Here is a 22,892-nt window from a genome sequence, read left to right as displayed (position 1 = left end):
AATAATAGAAAAAAATGGTAATTTAATTTGTTTTTTTACAAAGCTGTGTTACAATATTCTTAAGGTATTATATGGGAAGGGTTGAGATAAAGTGGAGATTATTAATAATAGATACAGAATTGTAAATAATTTAAAACAAAATAGATTATGCTCAGTTTATGAAGCTATAGATATTCAAAAAGGCTTTAGCACTGTAAAACTTTATATTCTCAATTCTAAGCATGTACCTAAGGAATTTATTGATTTTTGCACTGTAAATTTTGAAAGCTTAGGAAGTTTAAATAATCCATATATGATAGAGGTTCTTGAGTTTGGTATAGTAAAACAAATAGATAATAAAAAGTCTTATTATAGAACTTATTATTATACTACTGAATTTATAGAAGAAAGCGAGAAGCTACTAAATAGCACTCATATAATAAAAGATATAAACCTGCTATATTATTTTATTAATATATGTAAGGCTGCAAATTACTTTTGGATATCAGGAGAGCCATACAATGGACTTAATATTGATAATATATATATTAAAAATAAAGATTTTAATATTAAGTTAAAGGATATTATAACCACAGAACTAGAGAAAAGTGAATTTAGTTCAGAAGTAGAACTAATTAACTTATTTAATGCACCAGAATATATAAGGGGTGAAAGCTTAAGTCTTTCAGCCCAAATATACTCTTTAGGTGTAATTCTTATAGTATTAGCTTTAAAAAGTAAGGGGTTATACAAAGATAATAGACAGATAATTGAGATTATTAACAACTTTCAGAGTTGTAGTTGCAATCAGTACAAAGAAGTATTCACAAAAAAGCTTTATACAATAATACTAAAAATGATAGATTTTCAACCAGAAAATAGATATAAAAGTATAGAAGAAATTATATTTAGCATAAACAGTATTTATGGAACAAATTATAAGGTATATGATAAAAATGAATTAGAAAAATTAAATTTTGATATAAGAATTATTGGAAGAGAGGAAGAGATTTCTTCAATTTTGTCCATTAAGGATTCTATATTTAAATATGATTCATCGAAAAAAGTTACTACAGTACATGGGGAAGTAGGTATTGGAAAGACAAGGTTACTAAAACATATACAATATATACTGTCTTTAAAAGAAGACTATGTATTTAGTTCCTTTGATAATGTGAAAATTAATAATCAGTATTCTAACAAACCTCTTGTGGATATACTAAAACAAATGGTTCCTTTGGCTAATAAGGAGCTAATAAATAAGTATGCTCAAGAGCTGGTAAAGTTTGTACCAGAGATTGCAGATAAGAAAAATGCAGTAACTGTTAATCCGTTAAAGGGAAACAAGGAGAAATATAAGATTATCAGCAAGATTGCTTCTTTTATAGGAGAATTTTTTGCTGACAAGCAGGGCATTATTATAATAGATGATGTAGATAAAGCAGATGAATTTACCATAGATTTTTTCCTATATGTGATTAGTAAATATAATAAAGTTTCAAAAATTATGATTTTACTATCATATAGGGATGGTGAATGTTTAGAGAATAAAAAGTTTATAGAATTTTTGAAAAAAGTTAGGGACAATGTTAAACTTGAGTTTTTACTTAAGCCCTTAAGTAGCGAACAAATAGGACTTATGTTGAAACAAGTTTTAAATACAGGAGAAATTTCAACTAAGTTTCCAGAAGATATATATAGTCATACTAAGGGAAATCCACTATTCATAGAAGAAACCATAAAAGATATATTTGCAAGAAAAATGATTTATATAAAGGAAGATCAGGGAAAATGGTATAGAGTAGATGATGACAACTTTTTTCTTCCTCAAAATATGTACGAAGCTTATAAGAATCAAGTGGACAAGCTAGATTTTGTATCTTGGGAGATCCTTTCTACTATTGCTATATTTGAGAACCCGGCTTCTATAGAAGTTATGAGGGAATTTATTAGTGAAGATGTGCAAAAAATCACAGCTATAATTGATAACCTTATAATAAAGGGATTGTTATGCAGAAAAATTGAGGATAGAGGCTTTGTTTATGATTTCTATAATAGATTTTTAAAAGCTTATATTTATGAAAGCATAGAGAAAGAAGAGAAAAAGAAAAAGCATAGGCTAGCATCAGAAATACTAGGCAAGTATTACGAGGAAAATAATAACGGCTTTATTAGCGAACTTATTTATCATTTAGAAAAATCAGAACAACACAACAAGCTCTTATACTACTATATGGAAAATGCTGAAATAATGATAACTCTAAAAAATAGAGAGGAGGCTATAAGAAACCTTTCCAAAGCTGCGAGATTGTTAGATGAAGAAAACCTAACCTATGAAGGCCATTGTAGCACAAATAAGTTGAACTTATTATTAAAAATTGGAGATCTTTATTTAGAGGATGGTAATAGAAATGAAGCTTTAAAGCACTATGGTAGAGGAGAAAAAATAGCTGGAGAATATAAACTTTTAAAGCAACAAATAGATATAATTTTTAGAATTCTAGATATTATTATTTCTACTAGTAACAAAGATAGAGTTAACTTCTATATAGAAAAAGCGAGAAACTTATTAGAGCACATTGATTATAAAGAGGGGCAGTTAAGCTATCTAAAAGTTCTTTGTCAAAGATATTTTTCACAGCAAAGGTATGATGATGTTTATAAAGCTTGTATGGAGGGAATATCCCTTTGTGATGGAGAACATATAAAGCATAAGGTGATATTTAATACTTTTCTATGTAACTTACTTATAGTTAATAGTGAAGCTCATGAAGCACTAAAGAATATCAATCGCTGTTTAGAGCAATGCTATGAGACTAATTATACCAATGGGGTAGTTAGATGCATGAACAATTTAGGGGTAATTTATAGTGATTACCTCCAAGACAATCAACAGGCACTTACTTACTTCAAGCAAGTATATGAATTAAGTAGGGAAGACAATGATATCTATAATGAAATAATAGCTTTAAGCAACATAGGGTTTACTTACTATATGTTACAGCAATATAATACTGCCTATAACTATTTTATTAAATCTATTAATAAGGCCAAACAATATGATTATAGTAATATGATTTTTTATGATTATACCTACCTAGCAAGTATATATTATAAATTTGGTAACTACGGAGAGGCATACAGATATTATGTTCTTTGTAGTGAACAACTAGAAAAGTGGCCTAGCCATGGGCAAGAAGTAGTGCCATACTATCTTTTAGCTTTTAAGATAAATTTATCATTTGGTGATAAGGAAAAGGCAAGTAGCTATATAGAAAAAGCAAGAAAAATCTATGAGTACTCCGATTCAATATTGAAGTGGGAGCTAGAGGTATTATCCTTATTTAATGAGTTTTTAATTAAAGAAGATTATAGTCTGGATATTTCTCAGAGGATAATAGATATTAGCAAAAATATTACAAATACCAATGAAAAACTAAGTATTTTATATGAAAGTGCAATCATTCTAAATGATACTAATCATATAAAGGAAGCAAAAACTATCCATGAGTATATTGAGGAAGAAAACTTTAACAGCGATAGTAGCAGAATTATATGTAATAGAATATATATGGAAAGTACTCTTTACAACAAGCTAAATATTGAAAATTTAACTAAAGCCATAGAGCTTTGTAAGAAGTATGAACAAGCTCAAATACTATGGAGAATATATTCAGAAATAGGAAATTATTATTTTAATGATAAGGAGTATTCCTATGCTGCTACTTATTACTTTGAGGCTTGTGGATTAGCTTCTGACTTAGTACTTCAAGTGCCAAAAGAGTATAGAGTAAATTTTATCAATAACAATAATATGACTAAGCCTTTCTTGAGATTTATGGATATAGAAAACTACTTTGAGAGTGGAAAGTTATTCTCTAAAATAAATGCAAGTTCAATCTCCTTAACCAATGAAGGGGATATTGAAGTGCTATTTAATTACTTAAATAATAACAAAATTTTAAAGAATAAAAGTTTTATAAAGTCTTTAAAGAAATTGTGGTCTTTTTCTTCTGGAGAGGACATTCAGGGTATAGAAGGGTTAGTCAATAGACTAGGTTATAATAATATAAACAATATGGAGCTTATTATTGAATATATCAGCTATACTACCTTAGCGACAAAAGCGAGTATAATTATAGAAAAAGATAAAAAGTTTGAGGTTTTAGCAAGTAGCAACAAAGATAATGAGTTACCAAAGGATTTAAGCATCATTCAAAGGTGTAGAGACTCCCTAAAACCCATTATCAGTAAAGAAAATTTCTTAGAGGGACTAAATTTGAAAAGCTGCAAAATATCGAGCAGCAATACTAGAGCGACTATGTGCATTCCTATAATCATAGACTCTAAAGTGCAGGTGATTAATGAAAATAGAAGAAACTCTGATATATATCACTATAGTGATAGCGTTCTTGGATATGTTTATGTGGAATCAGAAAGAATTCTTAATAATATTAGTGAAGACTCTTTAGAGGAATGTATAAGAATTAGTAAATTATTAGGGATTATAATAGACAAGCATAATATTAAAATTAGTTCTACCATTGATAAGTTAACTGGGGCCTTTACAAGAAAGCACCTTGAGAAGTCTATTCAAAATCAAATAGAAAGATCTAGTGAGGTTAATTCTCAATTTTCTTTAATTATGTTTGACTTAGATAAGTTTAAAGATGTTAATGATACTTTTGGACATAGGACAGGAGATAAGGTGTTGCAGAGGGTTTGTGAGGTAGTAATAAACAATATAAGGCAAACAGACCTTATTGGAAGATATGGTGGAGAAGAGTTTATTGTAATACTTCCTAGTACTGATATAGAAGGTGCAAAAGAAGCGGCAGAAAAAATTAGATTCAAAATTCAGCAGGAGAGGATATTGGGGGATAAGAGGGATGTTACCATAAGTCTTGGAATATCAAACTACCCTTATCATACAGTGATTTATGAAGAGTTGATTGAAAAAGCTGACCAAGCCCTTTATGCTGCAAAAAACAGTGGAAGAAATACTTTTAAGGTATGGAATGAAAGTTACTCTCTAAAAGGTAATACAACTAATAAGTTGAGTGGAATTTTAACAGGTAGTACTAATGGCGACTTTAGAAATGTTTCTACCTTAATAGAAGTTGTAGACTTAGTAAATGAAAGTAATCCTTTCGAAGATAAAATATATAAAATTTTGGGAAAGGTAAGTGAAATAGCAGAGGCTGAAAGCATAGGTCTATTTATAGTTGATGAGGGTAATATAGCTAAAACCTTTGTAAGAAAACAGTTTTCTCAAAACTGGGAAGTTTTAGAGAACTTTAATGAAAATATAATCTATAACTCTATAGCTTCAGGAGAAAATATTTGTTCTATAGATTGGGATAATATAAGTGAGTATGATTCCCTAACGGTAATACCAGAATGGAAATCTCTTATGGTAATTCCACTCAAAAAAGGGGATAAGGTGTTGGCAGTTTTATACTTATCTGTATCTTCAGAAGTGAAGGAGTTTAATGGAGATGAGCTTAACTTTGTGAGCACTCTAGGGAAAATTATTACCACAATACTATAGATAATATTTAAAGTTTTTTGAAGAGATTAGCTTCATCTATATAAAGAGGCTTTAAGGAATTCAAGTGAGGTTTGGGCATTGGTTGATTTTAATTACCTAAAAATAGGACACTAAATGTCCTATTTTTTATAAGCCAATGAGGATTTTCATAAGCTTATATGGAGGAATAGGTAAACTTGAATAGGGTTAACCTACTTAGGTAATATATAGATATATAATTTAATAAGATACTAGTAGTTTTAAAGTATACAAGGAGGAAAATTATGGAGTATAAAATAGGTGGTCTATATCATGGTTTTAATCTAAAACATATAGAGCATATCAATGAAATTAATTCAATAGCTAGGGTATTTGAACATGAAAAAAGTGGTGCAAGGCTTTTACATTTAGAAAATGATGATGATAATAAAGTGTTCTCAATAGGGTTTAGAACACCGCCACAGGATAGCACGGGGGTAGCTCATATTATAGAGCATAGTGTACTTTGTGGCTCAAGAAAGTTTCCAACAAAAGAGCCTTTTGTAGAACTTATAAAGGGGTCTCTTAATACTTTTTTAAATGCTATGACTTTTGGTGATAAAACTATTTATCCATTAGCAAGCAAGAATGAAAAGGACTTCTTTAATTTAATGGATGTGTACTTAGATGCGGTATTTTATCCTAACATATATAGCCAATCTGAAATATTAATGCAGGAAGGATGGCATTACGAATTAGAGAATAAAGAGGATGATTTAAAATATAAAGGTGTTGTATATAATGAAATGAAGGGCGCATTCTCATCACCAGAGGGCGTGTTAATGAGAAAAATTCAAGAAACTCTTTTCCCTGACAATACCTATGGTTTTGAGTCTGGTGGAGATCCAGATTATATACCAGATTTAACTCAAGAGGAGTTTTTAGGGTTCCATACAAAATATTATCATCCATCAAACAGTTATATCTTATTATACGGAGATTTGGATTTAAATAATGCATTAACCTTTATTAATGATAATTATTTACGCAATTTTGATTTAAAAACTATAGAGTCATCCATAGAAATTCAAAAACCTTATAATGAAATGAAGGAATTCACTGAAGAGTATTCTATTTCTAGCGAAGATAGTGATAAGGAAAAAACCTTCTTAGCTCTAAACTTTGTTACAGGAAAAGCTACTGATCCAGAAATACATTTGGCTTTAGAAATTATTGAGTACTTACTTCTTGAGACTCAGGGAGCTCCACTTAAAAAGGCTCTTTTGGATGCAGGTATAGGTAAGGATGTTTACGGAAGTTTTGACAATGGAATTCTTCAACCTGTGTTTAGTATTGTAGTAAAAAATAGTGAAGAAAGTAAAAAAGAGGAGTTTAAAAACATAGTTTTTGATACTTTAAATAATTTAGTTCATAAGGGCATAGATAAAAAACTCATAGAAGCTTGTATTAATATTACTGAGTTTAAGCTAAGAGAAGCTGATTTACAAGGATTTCCAAAGGGATTATTCTATTATATAACAGCTATGGACAGTTGGTTATATGATGAGTGTCCATTAATTCACTTGAAGTATGAGGATACTATAAAGAAAATGAAAACAGCCCTTACTTCAAACTATTTCGAGGACCTAATTAAAGAATATATTTTAAACAATAGTCATTCTTCTATGTTGGTGTTAAAACCTAGAAAAGGCCTAGCAGAGGAAAAAGAAAAAGCTCTTTCAGAGAAGCTTAAGAAGTATAAGGAAGGGTTAAGTGAAGAGAGTATAGAAGATATAATAAAGAAAACTAAATCTCTTATGGAGAGACAAAACACTCCAGATACAGAGGAAGTCCTAGAAACTATACCTATGCTATCTTTAGAAGATATAGATAAAAAGGTTGAGAATCTGGAAATCATAGAAACTATGATAAGTGATGTTAAAGTTCTGCATCATGAAACTTTTACAAGCAAGATTGCATATATAAGTTTTATGTTTAAAACTGAGGGAATAAAACAAGAAGATATACCTTATATTAGCCTTTTATCAAATTTATTAGGAAAAGTAGATACAAAGGAGCGTAACTATATAGATCTTTCTAATGAAATATTAATTAATACAGGGGGAATATACTTCAAATCGGAAGTTTATGGTGATGATAAGGATGTACTTAAGTATCATCCATTCTTAGAGGGTCACTGCAAAGCTGTTATAGATAAAGTTCCAAGAGCTTTAGAGTTAGTTGGGGAAATTATAAAAAGTACAGTGCTTGAGGATAAGAAAAGAATAAAAGAAATAGTTCAAATGTTAAAATCTAGAATAGAAGGAAGACTTATTGAAAGAGGACATATTGTAGCATCCTTGAGACTTGCTTCATATTTCTCACCTGCATCCTTATATCTAGAGCATACTGTTGGATATGACTACTATAAATTCTTAGAAGATATAGAAGAAAATTATGATGATAGAATTGATGGGGTTATTTCTAAACTTTACCAGGTTATGAAAACAGTGTTCAATAAGGATAACCTAATTGTTACTGTAACTGGTGAAGAGGAAGAGTACAATGTACTTAAAGATAACATGGATATAATACTACACTCTGTTAACAATAATAAAATTTCTAAGGAAGAATATACTTTCACAGAAGTTCCTAAGAATGAAGGATTACTAACTCCTTCTAATGTTCAATATGTAGCTAAAGGCTATAATTTTAGAAGACTTGGCTATGAGTATAGTGGTAAACTGCTAGTATTAAAAACTATTATGAGTCTTGACTATCTTTGGAATAGAGTACGTGTTCAAGGTGGAGCTTATGGGGGATTTGCAAATCTAGTGAGAAGTGGTAACCTTGCCTTTGTGTCTTATAGAGATCCAAACTTAAAAGAAACATTAGAAGCCTATGATAAGGTTGTAAATTATATAGAAACCTTTGATACAACTGATAGAGAAATGACTAAGTATATCATAGGAACTATTAGTGAGCTCGATTCGCCTCTTACACCTTCAATGAAGGGAGAAAAGGCTGTTAGCATGTATATAAGAGGAATTACTAAGGAAGATAGACTAAGAGAAAGAGAAGAAGTGCTTCAAACTACAACAGAAGACATTAAGTCTTTTGAGCAATTACTAAAGGATGTTATGAATAAAAATTTCTTTGCTGTTCTCGGAAATGATGCTAAAATTAAAGAAAACAAGAATATTTTTAATAGTTTACAAAGTGTGTTTAAATAAAAATTCAAGCTCTAATCCCTAAGGATTAGAGCTTACCTTTATATGGGAGGAATAATATGAGATGTGAAATATTAGCAGTTGGTACTGAAATATTACTTGGGGATATTGTAAACACCAATGCTCAGTACATAGCAAAAAGATTAAGTGATATTGGAATTTTTGTTTATCACCAATCTGTGGTTGGTGATAATCCAGAAAGACTAAGAGAGGCCTATGCTCTTGCATTTTCTAGAGCAGATTTAGTCATTACTACAGGAGGACTTGGACCTACTAAGGATGACTTAACTAAAGAGACTGCTTTTAATTACTTTGGAAAGACCAGTGTACTACATGAAGAGTCTTTTAAGCATATTGAGGATATTTTTAAAAGATCTAATAGGACTGTATCTGAAAGTAATAAAAAGCAGGCATTTTTTCCAAGTGATGCTATAGTTTTAAAAAATAATAATGGTACTGCCCCAGGATGCATAATTGAAGAAGGCAAAAAAATCCTTGTAATGCTACCAGGACCACCAAGGGAAATGAAGCCTATGTTTGAAGAAAGTGTAATTCCATATTTAAAGGAATTTAGTAAGGATATACTGGTATCAAAGGTTTTAAGAGTCATTGGCATCGGTGAAAGCGCAGCAGCGGACATGCTAGGAGCCCTATTAGATAACGAGAATCCAACAGTGGCGCCTTACGCAAAAGAAGGGGAAGTAACTTTTAGAATAACAGCAAAGGCAGAGAATGAAGAAGAAGCAAGAGCACTCATTAGGCCTATAGAAGAGCGTATAAGAGAAATTCTAGGTGACAATGTATATGGAGAGGGAAATACCTCCTTAGAAGAAGTCTTAGGAGACTTATTATTGGAAAATAAGCTAACTATAGCTACAGCAGAATCTTGCACAGGAGGAATGGTAGCAGCTAGATTGATAAATTATGGAGGAATATCAGCAGCCTTTCTTGAAGGTGCAGTAACTTATAGTAATGATGCAAAAGTTTCTAGACTAGGAGTAAAAGAAGAAACTCTAGAAAGCTTTGGGGCAGTTAGTCATGAAGTAGCCGAAGAAATGGCTATAGGTATTTGCAGAACTTCTGGTGCCCATATTGGGTTAGCCACTACAGGAATAGCAGGGCCAGGTGGGGGAACGAAAGAAAAACCAGTTGGACTTGTTTATATAGGGATTTGCTATAAGGGTCAGGTAATTACGAGAGAGTTAAATTTAACTGGGCATAGGCAAAAAATAAGAGAAAGAGCTACTATAACCATTTTGGATATGTTAAGACGTGAATTACTTAATAGCAAATAAAATAATGAAATAATAGAAATAGCAAGGAAATATTCCTTGCTATTTTAGTTTTTTAGGAAGTATATTATCTAAGTTAATATGTCCATTTCCTTGCTTATATTTCTTATCATTAATTAAGGTAGCACTGTGTTTTAAAAGACCATAAATATCAGCTGCCTTATAATCCATATTATGCTCATAAAGTAGAGCACAGACCCCAGCAATGAAACCACAGGCTAAAGAAGTACCACTGGTATCTTTATAAAGATTTTTCAAATGGGAAGGGTAAATCTTCAAGCCATTACGTTCGGAAATGTAACTTGTATCACAACATAAACTAATAATATTTTCACTGGCTGCTATAAAATCAGGTTTTTGAAGGGATTTAGTTGAGCCACAGGAAGAATAAGAGGGAACCACATATTCTAGGGTGGTATCCATTCCCCCTACGGTGATTGCACTAGACAAAGTAGCAATCCCTTTAATAGAATCCTCATCATTACCATTGTGACCAGCAGGAACAATGGTAACTACATTTCTGTCTTTAAATTTTTGAAAAAGCTTATTATATAAATAAAGTATAAATTTAGACATATTAAAGGTTTCAAAAGGAAGGCATAAAACTTTTATGTTAAATTCTTCCATATCATTGTATAAGGATTCAAGAGCAAGTAAAGTAGTTGAGATATATGCTCTTCCTAGCTTATCAAAAGCCTTTATCATTACTATGTGGCTGTTAAGTGCAATTCCTTTATTCTTGTCCTTAGACCCATAACCACTACCACAAATTTCACCAGCCATAAGAGTACCATGGCCATTATCATCGTAAGGATAATTATAGCCATTAATTAAATCCATAAATTTCTTTATTTTATTTTTAGGATTTAATAGGTCAGGATGGGGGTAAACACCACTATCGATAAGCCCTACACCTACTCCATTTCCACTTAGGTTATATTCGCCTTTCAATATTGTAGAACTACTTTGAAGAGAGATTCCATTAGCTGATAAAAGATTTCTACTGCAAAGTTGTGCAAAGTCATCTAAAGCAACATAACGAATTTCAGGCAATTCAACTAATCGCTTAATGGAATTACCATTCATTATTGCAGTAATACACTTTACTGAAGGAACGGTAAAGATTACTTTACCTCTAAGAGATTTAATTTTCTTTTCTATGTTTTCTCTAAGAGATTTGTACTCAATAATTATTCTATAGCTATTATATAAACTACATGAAATTGCATGTTTTAGTGTAGGATCAAGTTTTCTACCAAAAAACAACATGAGAGCCTCCAAATACATTGTTACACTAGTATTATTATATGAAGGAGACTCTCAAATGTTAAACAATTATTTTAAATTATATATTTCCTTACACATATTGAAAAATGCTGAACCAATAGGAGATAGGGTTCTCTTAGAACTAACAACTAAATAAATACTACGCTTAAGAGCGATATCTTCTAGGGAAGTAGATTTTAGTAAACCACTATGGAAATACTCCTCACAAAGACCACGGCTCATAATAGAGATTCCCATGCCAAGCTTAACAAACTTTAGTTGAGCATCTAGAGTATTAACTTCACAAAGCACCTTAATTTTATTTAAGTCCACATTAGAATGAGCTAAAGATAATTCTAATGTTTGCCTAGTAGCAGATTCCTTCTCTCGAATTATAAAATTATATTTTAAAAGTTCATCAATAGTCACTTTATCGGGCAAGTTTAGTTTAGGGCTTGAAACTATAACTAACTCATCCTCCATGATTTTAAAGCTTTTAATTTTTGCATTTTCAATGCTTGTACCAACAAGGCCTATCTCACAGTTTAAATCAATAATGTCCTTTATTATTCCAACAGAACCTTGTTCCTTAACATTAAACTTTACGTTAGAATGAAGTTCGTTGAATTTATTGATAAGAGTGGGCAAAATGGAATTACAGGGAGTTGTACTAGCTGAAATATTCAATTTTCCTGAGATATTATTATTAAAGTTTGATAGCTCAGTTACTGCATGATTTCTAGTGTTTATTATGTCATTGGCATACTGAAGGAAAGACTCTCCAGCAGGGGTAAGGTTAACTTCCTTAGAAGTTCTATCAAAAAGTTGAATATTTAGGTCTCTTTCCAAGCTAGAAATATGAGAGCTTATCGTTGGTTGAGAGAGGTAAATAGCGTTTGCTGCCTTAGAAAAACTTCTAAGTTTAGCAACACTTATAAAAGCCTCTAATTGCTTAAAATCCATATATGTCACTCCTAACACTAATTTAAAATTCATTATAATTATCTCTTTAAGTATTATAAATTTCAATAGGAAATATTTAAATTTATAATAAAAATGTTTTTTGTGCAATAATTTCTAGTAAAAGAAAGGAAGCAAGTTGAATTTTAAGCATAGAAGATTAGATACTAAAGACAGCTATAACCCAAACAATTTATAGCATGAATCTCTTTATGTTGTAGGCTTTCAAAAAATAAAAATGGAAAAGCATTAATTAGCTTTTCCACTTAAAAATAATAATTCCAAGTATCATTATCGCTACACCCAAAAATTGTCTAAATCCACAACGTACACACTGTGCACCAAACCACCCAAAGTGATCAATCGCAGCTGCAGCAGTAAGTTGAGCAACTAAAATTATAGCTATTGCCAGAGTAGTACCTAGAGCACCTATTCCACGCATAACTGTAAAAGTTATAACTGCACCGAGGACACCACCTAATAGGTATAACTTATTAGCATCCTTAATAGCCCTAAAGCTGCCATCACCCATAGCAAAGGCTGCAACTAGTGAGGATATAAGAGCTATACCTTGGACAAACACGCTAGTTTCCCAAAGTCCAATTTTTTGGCCTAATCTTGTGTTAAACACTCCTTGAAGGCTCATGGCAGCACCTGCCACAATGGAGAAAATAATACCTAACATAAAATCACCATCCTAAAGGATAGTTTAACCAAGAAATATAACAAATATTTATTAATTAATAACCTTGATTTTGTCTTTCATGATTAATTTCATTTTTACTTACATAAGCCTTTTCTATATCTTCTTCATTGAAGCCTAACATATTTCCTAAGTTTAGAAAGTTATTAAATAGGTCTATGTAGTTTTCTCTAGTTTTATTGCCTAGAAAATTAGAAATAAGACAACTTAATTTTAGAAAGCTATCAGTGGCATCATCATGTGAACTTTCAGGAGCACTTAGCAAAATATCCTTAAAGTTACTGGTAATTCCTATGCTTAAAATGAAATGAAGGCAATCTACATATTCTTCTAAAATTACTTCCTTGGGAGAAGCAGTTTTTTTGCTCCAAAACTTAAAGCATCTTGTTTCGTTTGCAAGTTCACCAACCTCCACAAAAAGAGCTAGAACCTTCTTATTAATTAAGCATTGATTTTCAAGGTTATGTTCATTTTCAATTCTTTTATCTAAAACTTCCTGCATTGAAAAAAGTTTATTTAAATCCATTAGTTTTCCTCTCTTTTAACTTAAGTTTATTTCAAAGTTTAAGAAAGTACATAGGTATAAACTACCATATCACTCTCATCCATGGTTGGTTTCCATAACTCCAAGGTTTTAACTTTGATTTTTATATTATAACATAGGTTATGAGCTACGCTACAAGCAGTTTCATAATCAAAATCACTCCATTGATTTTTTGAAAAGTATGAATTAGCCAGAGAAATATGAAGAATATAGTTATCTAAGTTTTCTCTAACCTTAAAGCCAGTTTCTTTCAATTTAGTGTTTAAGTTGTAGGATAATTTCTCTAGAGGACCACCTTTCAATAAATTTAAATTAACAGATTTGTGAGGTGGTTCAAAGCAAACAACACCATTTGATTCAGCTTCAAAGGGCTCATAGTTTTTAATAACCTCTTTAATCCATAAATCTAAGGATTTTAAGTCAGGATCCTCAATAGTTTCTACAGTAATGTGAAGCTTTGGAAGCTTTTCATCAGGGGTAAACAGTTTATATTTTGTACATAGGTCTCTTTGAATAATTTCTACTTCCTTATAAGAATCACAATCCAAATTTGCTACTAAGTAATAAATCATTGTATAGCCCCCAATATTTAAACTTAATAATCTTTTAGGGTATAAGTTTTCACAATAGAGTCCTTTTTACTATTTAATGCTTTCCAAATTTCAATTCTATTTATCTTTGCAAACTTAAGGAAATCTTCTTTACTCTTTGAACTATCAATAATCAAAGCATTATTGGAAGAAGCCTTTCTTATATTATGATTTGCAGTAGACAACGGAATGTTAAAGGTATTTGGATTAAAATCTCTAACAGAAAAACCGTGCAAGTTTAATGTGTCAAACATATTTCTCCAGATTCTATTTATATAACCCTTATCTTCTACTTTAAGGTTTACTGTGTTTAGCTCATCGCTAAGTATAAGATTGTTATCTATACCAACTTTAAACTTTTTATAAGGACTAATTATTTTAGTAATAACTTCATCTAGTTTTTCAAAATCTGCATTAGTCACTGATCCAAGAGGAATATATAAACATGGAGTGTTTTTAAACAACTTATATTTTCTGCTTACATTCTTTTGTATATTCACAATATCCGTGGAAGAGTTTTCATCCAATATTGCAACTAAATAATATTTCATATCTTTCCTCCAAAAATAACATAATATTAACGTATAATATATAGGGAGTCTAATTATAAATCTAAGTAATACATAACTTACCTGTCAAACCCTATAAAGTGGCATATCTAGTGGCATATAGAGAGCCCCTATTAATTTGTTAATTATAAGATATTATAACATATTTAAAATCTATTGTAATAGATTAGTAGAATTACATGGAAAAACTATAACCTTTTTTATTATTTACACTAAGTTGGCAAAAAAAACCTGACACATATTTTAAATTTAATGTTAAAATATCAGCAGTATATGATATAATAAAAAATGTATGACCTACAGATGTGAAAATTTTGTGAATTAAAGGCATATAAATTAGAAATTTGATATATAAATGTTGAAAAAATCTTAAGGGAACCAAGGAAGACTTATGAATAAATAAAGTTTAAAAGTGGTTTACCTATAGTATAGATAAAAAAATAGTGAGGATGATACCTAAATGGAGAAACTGGTTATTAACGGCGGTAAATCTATATTTGGAAAAGTTAATATAAATGGAGCTAAGAATGCAGCTGTAGCTATATTACCTGCAGCGATTATAGCAAGCAAGGGAGTTTCAACTATTGATAACATACCAAATATTGAAGATATAAATTGCATAGAAAAAATTTTAAAATACTTAGGATGTAAGGTGGAGAAGACTTTAAACTCCATTACAATAGATAGTACAGAAATTACAACTACTAATGCTGATATTGAAGAAGTGAGAAAGATGAGAGCTTCTTACTATTTTCTAGGAGCATTACTTGCTAGATTTAAAGAAGCAAGAGTAGAATTGCCAGGGGGATGCCCTATTGGGGTAAGACCTATAGACCAACATATCAAGGGATTTGAAGCTCTAGGTGCAAAAGTTGTTATTGAACACGGAGCTGTAAATATAAAAGTAGAAGACGAGTTAATAGGGACTAGTATCTACTTTGACGTAGTGAGTGTAGGGGCTACAATTAATGTGATGCTAGCTGCTACCTTGGCTAAAGGTGTGACAGTTTTAGAAAATGCAGCAAAGGAACCTCATGTAGTGGATGTAGCTAACTTCTTAAATAGCATGGGAGCTAACATTAAAGGTGCAGGAACAGATATTATAAGAATTACAGGAGTAGAAGAACTTACAGGATGTAATTATTCTGCAATTCCAGACCAAATTGAAGCAGGTACTTTTATGATTGCTACTGCAGCGTGTGGTGGAGAAGTAATCATAAACAATGTAATTCCAAAACACCTTGAATCTATTTCAGCAAAATTAATTGAAATGGGAGCTGAGGTAATAGAGCATGATGATGCAATCACTATAAAGTCTAATGGGAAATTAAAAGGGGTAAATATAAAAACTCTACCTTATCCTGGATTCCCAACGGATTTACAACAACCAATGAGTACACTTTCAACTATAGCAGGTGGAAGAAGTATAATTAACGAAAGCATTTATGAGAGTAGATTTAAACATGTAGATGAACTAAAGAAAATGGGTGCTAACATAAAAGTTGAGGGAAGAATTGCAATAATCGACGGGGTAGAGCTTTTAACAGGGGCTCAAGTTAGAGCAACGGATTTAAGAGCTGGAGCTGCCATGGTTATAGCAGGGTTAATTGCAAAGGGAACTACTATTGTAGAAGGAATTGAACATATTGACAGGGGCTATCCAAATATTGAAAATAAATTCAAGGCTTTAGGTGCAGACATAAAGAGAATATATGAGTAAATCTTTGAATTCTTCTTTTAAAGTCAACTAGAAGGAGTATAACATGAAATTTTGTCCGTTATTTAGTGGTAGTAGTGGAAATAGTATATTTGTAGCTAGTGATAATACAAGAGTTTTAATAGATGTGGGAATGCCAGGGAAATCCATAGAAAATGAACTTTTAAACATTGAGGAAAACCCAAAAGAAATTGATGGAATTTTTGTTACCCATGAACACTCAGATCACATTAAAGGAATAGGAGTTCTATCAAGAAGGTATGATATACCTATATACGCTAACGAGCTAACTTGGAAAGCAATGTTTGATAAAATTGGTAAGGTGAAAGAGCATAATATTAAAATTATAGAAGGAAACTTTACAGAGATTAAAGACATTACTGTGGAAAGTTTTGAAACAGCTCATGATGCTGCAAAGCCATCAGGATATAAAATTCATTCTAAAAGGGGGAAAGCTTGCATTGCTACAGATTTGGGACATTTTTCCCATAGTGTGAAAGAAGCATTAAAGGATGCCGATGTAGTGCTTTTAGAAAGCAATCATGATGTAGAAATGTTAAAGTTCGGTCCTTATCCTTATCCACTAAAGAAGAGAATCTTAAGCGATATAGGACATCTTTCTAATGATGCATGTGGAAGGGCTATTTTAGACATCCTAGGAAATAGTTATAAGACTATTTACTTAGGACACTTAAGCAGAACAAATAATTATCCTGAACTTGCCTATGAAACAGTACTTAGTGTGCTAAGAGAAAACTCTGTGGAATTAGGGAAAGATATGACTTTAAATATGGCAAGTAGAGACAAACATAGCTTAGTAACACAGCTATAAGGTTGTAGAGGGTTAAACTTCTACACTAACTAGTTCATGTAGGCTTCCAAGATTAAAATTAAATGAGTAATTTCTAAAAGCCATAAGGAAATCAAGGCATATTTAGATTGAAATTTAATTTGATTTCCTAGAAAATAATATAGTTAGGAGGAAGTTATGAGTAAAAAATTAGTAATAGCAGTAAGCATATTATTGGTAATCATTACAGCAGGAATTATTTTTAAGGTTACTGATGGGAAAAAAGATAAGGTAAGCATTGCAACGAAAGAAAAATTAGAAAATAGTAAATTTCCTTCAGAAAAAGATGGATTTATTCAAGTTGACCTTTATTTTAATGATTCTAAAGATGAAAATAAGAGCCTTTTAAAAGAAGAAAGGCTTCTTAATAAAGAGGAGCTTGTTGGTGAAATTATAATGCAACAGCTAATTAAAGGGCCAGCAGTGGTTAGTAGCTCTAAACCAACACTGCCTAAAGAAACTAAGCTTTTAAGTTTTTCTATTAAAGAAGGAATTGCGCATGTAAATTTAAGCAACAATGTAGAACTTGCTATGACAGAAACTCAGGAAAAGACTTTATTGTCATCAATAGCAAGCTCACTAACCCAATTGCCTTCTGTGGAAAAGATAATGATTACTGTAGAAAATAAGAACATAGAAACTTTAGGTGGAAATTATAATATTTCAAAACCTTTTACAAAAGATAATATTGAAACATTAAAAATTCAAAAATAAGTAATTGTTGAAAAAAGTAGGTATTTTTATTATAATTAACTAACAAAGGTGTAATACATTGAATAAAAAGGAGATAAGAACATGGGTTTATATACAAACTGGACGGATTATGTTGTAGATTTTGTTAGAGAAAATGGTGAGCCAGCATTCTGGAAAGAGTATGCGCAAGTTGAAACTAACATATATAGCAAGGTACTAGCTAACCATAGTGGTGAATTAAAAGGTATACTAAGTGAATTATCAAAGCAATTTGGTGTAACTGACATACAATTCATGGGATTCTTAGATGGAATAAATGAGAGTTTAGAAAATGATCTTGATCTTGAAAAAATCGAGGGCGATTCAGAAGTAGAACTTAAAATAAACTTTGAAAAATTATATTTCAACATGTTAGACTCTAAAGCAGACTATCTTTATTCATTACCACAATGGGATGGAATATTCTCAGAAGAAAAGAGAAAAGAAATCCAAAGACAATGGAGAAGTTCAAAAACTGTTGTTAATGAAAGCAAAGTTGGAAGAAATGAACCTTGTCCATGCGGAAGCGGAAAAAAATATAAGAAATGCTGTGGCAACTAATTAGTTTAGCACAATAATTTTAGAATTTAAGCATCCTTATGAGTTATAAAATAAATAACTTATAGGGGTGCTTGTTTTGCATTAAATCAGGTTTTCATTGGCAACATAGTGTTACAACAAGCTTGAAGTATAGAAAACAACACATTAAATAAAACTATTACATATTTTGAAAAGAAATAATTACATAAGGAGATATCATGAACATAACAGTGATTTCAGTGGGAAAATTAAAAGAAAAGTATTTAAAAGAAGCTATAGATGAGTATGCTAAAAGACTTCAAAGATATTGCAAAATATCAATAATTGAACTTCAGGACGAAAAAACTCCTGACAATGCCTCAGAAAAGGAAGAATTACAAATCAAAAATAAAGAAGGGGAAGCAATACTAAAGGCTATTAAAGATAATAGCTTTGTAGTAGCTCTAGACCTGAAAGGAAAAATGCTAACTTCAGAGGAATTTAGCTCCTACATAGAAGAATTAGGGGTAAGTGGGAAAAGTGACTTAGCATTTGTTATAGGTGGTTCCTTAGGGCTTTCCCAAGAGGTACTAAATAGAGCAAACTATAAGTTGTGCTTCTCCAAGATGACATTTCCACACCAATTATTTAGAGTAATGTTACTAGAGCAGATATATAGAGGCTTTAGGATAATGAAGGGAGAACCATATCATAAATAAATGAGGTTTTTCCATAGAAGTTAGTAGTGCCATAACCCAATGAGATTTTTTTAGCAACTAATTTTGTAGTATACAAGCTGGAGGGTTAATAAAATAATCATAATTCTTGTTCTGATTGGTGATGCATAACTTAGATATAGAATATGATTAAGGTAAAAGCGAGGCTAATAGAAAATTGTAAATATATAGGGTATAATAACATAAAATAAATAATCATAGGGAATTTATACCTTATTAGTTTGGGAGAGGATATTTTGAATAACGTTGAAAGTTTAGTTAGGGATTACTTATGTGAAAATTTAGATTTTATATCTCAAGACCTAAGCTTAGTTGAAAAAGAGTACAAGCTTGAGAATGCATTTGGAACAAGAGGATTTATTGATATACTGGCAAGAGATGCAGAAGATAATTACGTTATTATTGAAATTAAAAGAAGTAATCAAGCATCTCGTCAGGCTATTCACGAAGTGTCTAAATATGCTGCACTTTTGAAATATAATTTAAAAGTTAAGGATAGTGAAATTAGATTAATGATAATTTCTACAACTTGGGAAGAGTTGATAGTACCATATTCTGAGTTCTATAATAACAATAATTACTATTTAGAGGGATATAAGATAAGATTAGATAATAACAATGTACCGATTGATAAAGAGAAGATAGAACCATTGAACTTGGATATAACAAGAAGTATATCAAAATCCCAGCATATATTTTTATATAGGAATAAAGATAGATTAGATGAAATGATACATAAGATAAAGACAATGTTGCCAAAATACGGTATAGAAGATTTTATAGTTATACAGATGTCTATAAATAAATCAATACCATACCCGAATGCATTATATTTAGCACATCAAAGGTATTCAAAAGAGTATTATTTAAATTTATTAAAAGCAAGGTCAAATAAAAACAATAGTCTTTTAGATAAGTTTAATGATTCATATAGCGAAGCGTTGGAACTAGAAGAAAACTACAAATCGGCTTCAAAAGAAGAAATGGAATGGTACTTTATATCTCTTGAAGGAATCTTTCTTGAAAACTTTTTGCATGAAATAGATAGCGATGATTATGAAATTGGATACCCAGAAAAATTTATGATTAATATAAATTCTGGATGGGGTATACAAAAGGTTATGTGTAACGGTTTTTTTGAGAGGGATAAATTATTTTCAAGTGTTAAGGCTATAAGAGAAATTATGAGCATAAATGAATCAAATACCATCATGTATTATAATCAATCGCCTTCAAGTAATAATGCTAAAATTAATGAAATTTTTAATAAATCACTTAATATATTTTATAACAATAGAGTTTGGAAGTATCATATTTCTCGGATTTATCATGAATTGGGAAAAGAAAAAAAGGACTACAATATATCGGTGATGATTTTTAATCCAGAAAATATTTTAGAGTGTATAGTAAACAAACTAGAACCTAAATATGAAATTATTGTTGATTATATTAATGAGAGCAGAGTTAGTATATATAGAGGAATGATAAGATGTGTAAGAAAAGAAATAAATTTTAACGATATAGTTGATAAGTATTTTGAACGTCAAGAATTTAATATTTTTATGGATATGCATCTACATACTATTCATAGTAAAGATTTAGGTATAATGAGTGATTTAGGTATGGAGTATGTAAGTGAATTAATTACATTAAATTATGATGATAGAAGGATTTATAGTTTGTTGGTAGATTATGGTGATATTGTTCTAAATGAAAAGAAAAGCTTAGGAGAAAACTTTATAGACTATTTAAGTGAGTCGAATAAGTTTCGAAATGAATTGGTTGAGTGCTTTAAAAGATTAGTAGTTGGATATTTTGAATAATAGTTGAAAAATATTAAATCATATAATTCCAAAATGTAATATGTACTTTGAAGTATAAAAAGAATAATGTAACTTCCAAATGTGCAAAGGGCACTTGTCTTGTCTTTTCATTTTTTTATTAAAGTTATTGCTATTCTATTACTATCATAAGGGAATGTATGTCCCAATGCAAAGGCTCGAGATATGATAAACTATCTAAGTTAAACAAAGAAGAAGGGTTGTTAGTTGATATGCCCCTTCTTCTTTTTCAACTATTTATATAGCTCTGTAATAAGTTTTGGTCTGGTAGAGTAGAACTATAATGCAGATTCAAATAAATGATGACCATAGCCAAGTATATCGTCATCCATATTACCTAGTATTACTAATGACTTAGCTCGATTAGGCGTTAGTAAGCTGTAAGAGCTGCCAGTATGTATCACAAAATTATTATTTCTTAGGCGTACCTGATAGGTCAAGTACTGACAGTGTATATCCATTAAAAACATGCCATGAAGAATAGTGTTTCCATTGCTATCCCTAATATTTGTAGAGTAGTCCATCACAACCTCTTTGCTCCAAAAGTAATATTAATATAATGTATATTTTGATTATGATACCAAAGAACATATTTTATACTTCAAAATCAGTATATTATTTGCCTAAAATGTGTTAATATTTGAGATATAATGGTAAATAGTAGAATATAATGGATAATGAAGAGAGAGGTAACATGAAATGTGTCGAGATGATGGGGGATATTATGCTATTAAAGGATTTCTATATCAATTCGATAAAACAATGATTGAATTGATAAAAAATAATGAGAATACAGTAGTATGTATCGAAAAGATACAGGACATTAACTATGAAAATCACATAATCCAGGTAAAACATAAAGAAACTGCAGATTTTTCAAATTCTAAAGTTAGAGACCCTATAATACAGCTTTTGGAGTTATACAGTAAGGGCTCAAGTAGAAAGTTTTGCTTGTATGGATATTTCAAAGATATGAAGCCAAATGTTCTTAAATTTACGAAGATTGAACAGTTGGATGAAATTTTAAAATATAGGGATACCACTAAGACAGCTGAGCTTCAAGTTAGATTTCCTCAAGATTTAAGGGAAGGATTTATTAATAACTTTACTTTATGTTTTGGAGAAAACTTTGAAAATCAATTTAAGTACTTGGTTGGTGAAATTAAGCAATACTTTGGCTTAAAGACCATTGATGATGCAATAATATATCATTCATTAATTAGAGAAAAATTATTTGAACTTGCAATTAAGTCTGATGAAGGGGATAGACATATTACTGGAAGACAATTAAAAGAGTACATAAGTCAATGCAATAAAAACATTTTCTATGGGTATTATGATATATTTATGGGCAGAGAGAGGTATATTGACCTTGTTAAAAAGCAATACTTCACTATAAAATCTGCAAATTTAAATAAATTTGAAAGACTTTTTGTAATTGATTGTGTAGGCAGTTATAATGAGACAACGGTTAGAAAAATATTGGATAATATAAGTAATAAGTACTATAAGAAAGACAAGTCACCAGCGCCCTATATTTGTTTTAGGGGGATAGGTCATGAAGTATTAGATAATGTTAAGAGAGAAATGTTGGATGATGAAATAAAGTTCTCTGATGGTACGTATTTTGATGGGGATAGATTCAGAGTTAATAACTTAAAAAATGATGGTGATATAAATGGTATAAAAGTTAAGATAATTAAGGAAGGAAATATTGGAGATGTAGTAGCTGCAATAACCTTCAAGGAGTATTACCACTTGTTTGTAGACAAGCCCATAAAATTTAATTCAGCATTTTTGGAAACAAGGGTACAGATAAATGATATTACAGAAGTTAGTAAAATGATTAGCTAA

Annotated in this window: 16 protein-coding genes; 10 read left to right on the top strand and 6 right to left on the bottom strand. The window is 30.5% G+C overall.

Translation table 11 applies throughout. The features are described from left to right. Positions 1 to 91: 91 nt before the first annotated feature. From C661_RS0109615 to C661_RS0109605, 3 genes are all read left to right on the top strand, one after another. Entirely contained in the window at positions 92 to 5,530 is a 5,439-nt protein-coding gene (locus C661_RS0109615; RefSeq protein WP_017415107.1) for a diguanylate cyclase, read from the top strand. 263 nt (positions 5,531 to 5,793) lie between these two features. Further along, positions 5,794 to 8,721, top strand: a complete 2,928-nt coding sequence (locus C661_RS0109610) for an insulinase family protein (RefSeq protein ID WP_017415106.1) — start codon at positions 5,794 to 5,796, stop codon at positions 8,719 to 8,721. Positions 8,722 to 8,777: 56 nt separating this feature from the next. Then, positions 8,778 to 10,013, top strand: a complete 1,236-nt coding sequence (locus C661_RS0109605) for a competence/damage-inducible protein A (RefSeq protein ID WP_017415105.1) — start codon at positions 8,778 to 8,780, stop codon at positions 10,011 to 10,013. A gap of 39 nt (positions 10,014 to 10,052) precedes the next feature. On the opposite strand, the gene C661_RS0109600 is transcribed toward C661_RS0109605, so the two are convergent. The 6 genes from C661_RS0109600 to C661_RS0109575 all read right to left on the bottom strand — a co-directional run bounded on the left by C661_RS0109600 (position 10,053) and on the right by C661_RS0109575 (position 14,624). After that, on the bottom strand, positions 10,053 to 11,279 hold the full coding sequence (locus C661_RS0109600) for a S8 family serine peptidase (RefSeq protein WP_017415104.1): 1,227 nt from the start codon (positions 11,277 to 11,279) through the stop codon (positions 10,053 to 10,055). A 66-nt stretch (positions 11,280 to 11,345) separates the two neighbouring features. Further along, positions 11,346 to 12,239: a selenium metabolism-associated LysR family transcriptional regulator gene (locus C661_RS0109595; protein ID WP_017415103.1), complete on the bottom strand. Its 894-nt coding sequence runs from the start codon at positions 12,237 to 12,239 to the stop codon at positions 11,346 to 11,348. Positions 12,240 to 12,489: 250 nt separating this feature from the next. Then, positions 12,490 to 12,921, bottom strand: coding sequence for a DMT family transporter (locus tag C661_RS0109590; protein WP_017415102.1), 432 nt, complete (start codon positions 12,919 to 12,921; stop codon positions 12,490 to 12,492). 55 nt (positions 12,922 to 12,976) lie between these two features. Continuing rightward, positions 12,977 to 13,465 (bottom strand): dUTP diphosphatase, encoded by a 489-nt coding sequence (locus C661_RS0109585; protein WP_017415101.1) that lies wholly within the window; start codon positions 13,463 to 13,465, stop codon positions 12,977 to 12,979. 38 nt (positions 13,466 to 13,503) lie between these two features. Then, positions 13,504 to 14,055 (bottom strand): 2'-5' RNA ligase family protein, encoded by a 552-nt coding sequence (locus C661_RS0109580; protein ID WP_017415100.1) that lies wholly within the window; start codon positions 14,053 to 14,055, stop codon positions 13,504 to 13,506. Between the two features lie 23 nt (positions 14,056 to 14,078). Beyond that, positions 14,079 to 14,624, bottom strand: coding sequence for a hypothetical protein (locus C661_RS0109575; protein ID WP_017415099.1), 546 nt, complete (start codon positions 14,622 to 14,624; stop codon positions 14,079 to 14,081). Between the two features lie 478 nt (positions 14,625 to 15,102). Here C661_RS0109575 and murA point away from each other — a divergent pair, with 478 nt between their 5' ends. The 7 genes from murA (at position 15,103) to C661_RS0109535 (ending at position 22,892) form a co-directional block, all read left to right on the top strand. Next, entirely contained in the window at positions 15,103 to 16,362 is a 1,260-nt protein-coding gene (murA, locus tag C661_RS0109570) for a UDP-N-acetylglucosamine 1-carboxyvinyltransferase (RefSeq protein WP_017415098.1), read from the top strand. Positions 16,363 to 16,405: 43 nt separating this feature from the next. Further along, positions 16,406 to 17,191: an MBL fold metallo-hydrolase gene (locus tag C661_RS0109565; protein WP_017415097.1), complete on the top strand. Its 786-nt coding sequence runs from the start codon at positions 16,406 to 16,408 to the stop codon at positions 17,189 to 17,191. Positions 17,192 to 17,347: 156 nt separating this feature from the next. Then, positions 17,348 to 17,923 carry a GerMN domain-containing protein gene (locus tag C661_RS0109560; protein ID WP_017415096.1) on the top strand — a complete coding sequence of 192 codons (576 nt, stop codon included), beginning with the start codon at positions 17,348 to 17,350 and terminating at the stop codon, positions 17,921 to 17,923. An 81-nt stretch (positions 17,924 to 18,004) separates the two neighbouring features. Further along, positions 18,005 to 18,502, top strand: a complete 498-nt coding sequence (locus tag C661_RS0109555) for an SEC-C metal-binding domain-containing protein (RefSeq protein ID WP_017415095.1) — start codon at positions 18,005 to 18,007, stop codon at positions 18,500 to 18,502. Between the two features lie 197 nt (positions 18,503 to 18,699). After that, a complete protein-coding gene (gene rlmH / locus C661_RS0109550) occupies positions 18,700 to 19,179 on the top strand; it encodes a 23S rRNA (pseudouridine(1915)-N(3))-methyltransferase RlmH (protein ID WP_017415094.1) in 480 nt (159 codons plus the stop codon). A gap of 254 nt (positions 19,180 to 19,433) precedes the next feature. Continuing rightward, positions 19,434 to 21,020 carry an endonuclease NucS domain-containing protein gene (locus C661_RS22730; protein ID WP_017415093.1) on the top strand — a complete coding sequence of 529 codons (1,587 nt, stop codon included), beginning with the start codon at positions 19,434 to 19,436 and terminating at the stop codon, positions 21,018 to 21,020. Positions 21,021 to 21,737: 717 nt separating this feature from the next. Beyond that, positions 21,738 to 22,892: a hypothetical protein gene (locus tag C661_RS0109535; protein WP_017415091.1), complete on the top strand. Its 1,155-nt coding sequence runs from the start codon at positions 21,738 to 21,740 to the stop codon at positions 22,890 to 22,892.

This window comes from Clostridium tunisiense TJ (genome assembly GCF_000300195.1).
GTDB classification, from domain to species: domain Bacteria; phylum Bacillota; class Clostridia; order Clostridiales; family Clostridiaceae; genus Clostridium_J; species Clostridium_J tunisiense.
Note: the sequence above shows the minus strand (reverse complement) of the source record. Positions and strands in the feature narration are given on the sequence as shown.

Bases quoted from the DNA above. Each gene is read 5' to 3' on its own strand.
- C661_RS0109610 (WP_017415106.1), top strand. From the start codon at position 5,794: ATGGAGTATAAAATAGGTGGTCTATATCATGGTTTTAATCTAAAACAT.
- C661_RS0109605 (WP_017415105.1), top strand. From the start codon at position 8,778: ATGAGATGTGAAATATTAGCAGTTGGTACTGAAATATTACTTGGGGAT.
- C661_RS0109600 (WP_017415104.1), bottom strand. From the start codon at position 11,279: ATGTTGTTTTTTGGTAGAAAACTTGATCCTACACTAAAACATGCAATT.
- C661_RS0109595 (WP_017415103.1), bottom strand. From the start codon at position 12,239: ATGGATTTTAAGCAATTAGAGGCTTTTATAAGTGTTGCTAAACTTAGA.
- C661_RS0109590 (WP_017415102.1), bottom strand. From the start codon at position 12,921: ATGTTAGGTATTATTTTCTCCATTGTGGCAGGTGCTGCCATGAGCCTT.
- C661_RS0109585 (WP_017415101.1), bottom strand. From the start codon at position 13,465: ATGGATTTAAATAAACTTTTTTCAATGCAGGAAGTTTTAGATAAAAGA.
- C661_RS0109580 (WP_017415100.1), bottom strand. From the start codon at position 14,055: ATGATTTATTACTTAGTAGCAAATTTGGATTGTGATTCTTATAAGGAA.
- C661_RS0109575 (WP_017415099.1), bottom strand. From the start codon at position 14,624: ATGAAATATTATTTAGTTGCAATATTGGATGAAAACTCTTCCACGGAT.
- murA (WP_017415098.1), top strand. From the start codon at position 15,103: ATGGAGAAACTGGTTATTAACGGCGGTAAATCTATATTTGGAAAAGTT.
- C661_RS0109565 (WP_017415097.1), top strand. From the start codon at position 16,406: ATGAAATTTTGTCCGTTATTTAGTGGTAGTAGTGGAAATAGTATATTT.
- C661_RS0109560 (WP_017415096.1), top strand. From the start codon at position 17,348: ATGAGTAAAAAATTAGTAATAGCAGTAAGCATATTATTGGTAATCATT.
- C661_RS0109555 (WP_017415095.1), top strand. From the start codon at position 18,005: ATGGGTTTATATACAAACTGGACGGATTATGTTGTAGATTTTGTTAGA.
- rlmH (WP_017415094.1), top strand. From the start codon at position 18,700: ATGAACATAACAGTGATTTCAGTGGGAAAATTAAAAGAAAAGTATTTA.
- C661_RS0109535 (WP_017415091.1), top strand. From the start codon at position 21,738: ATGTGTCGAGATGATGGGGGATATTATGCTATTAAAGGATTTCTATAT.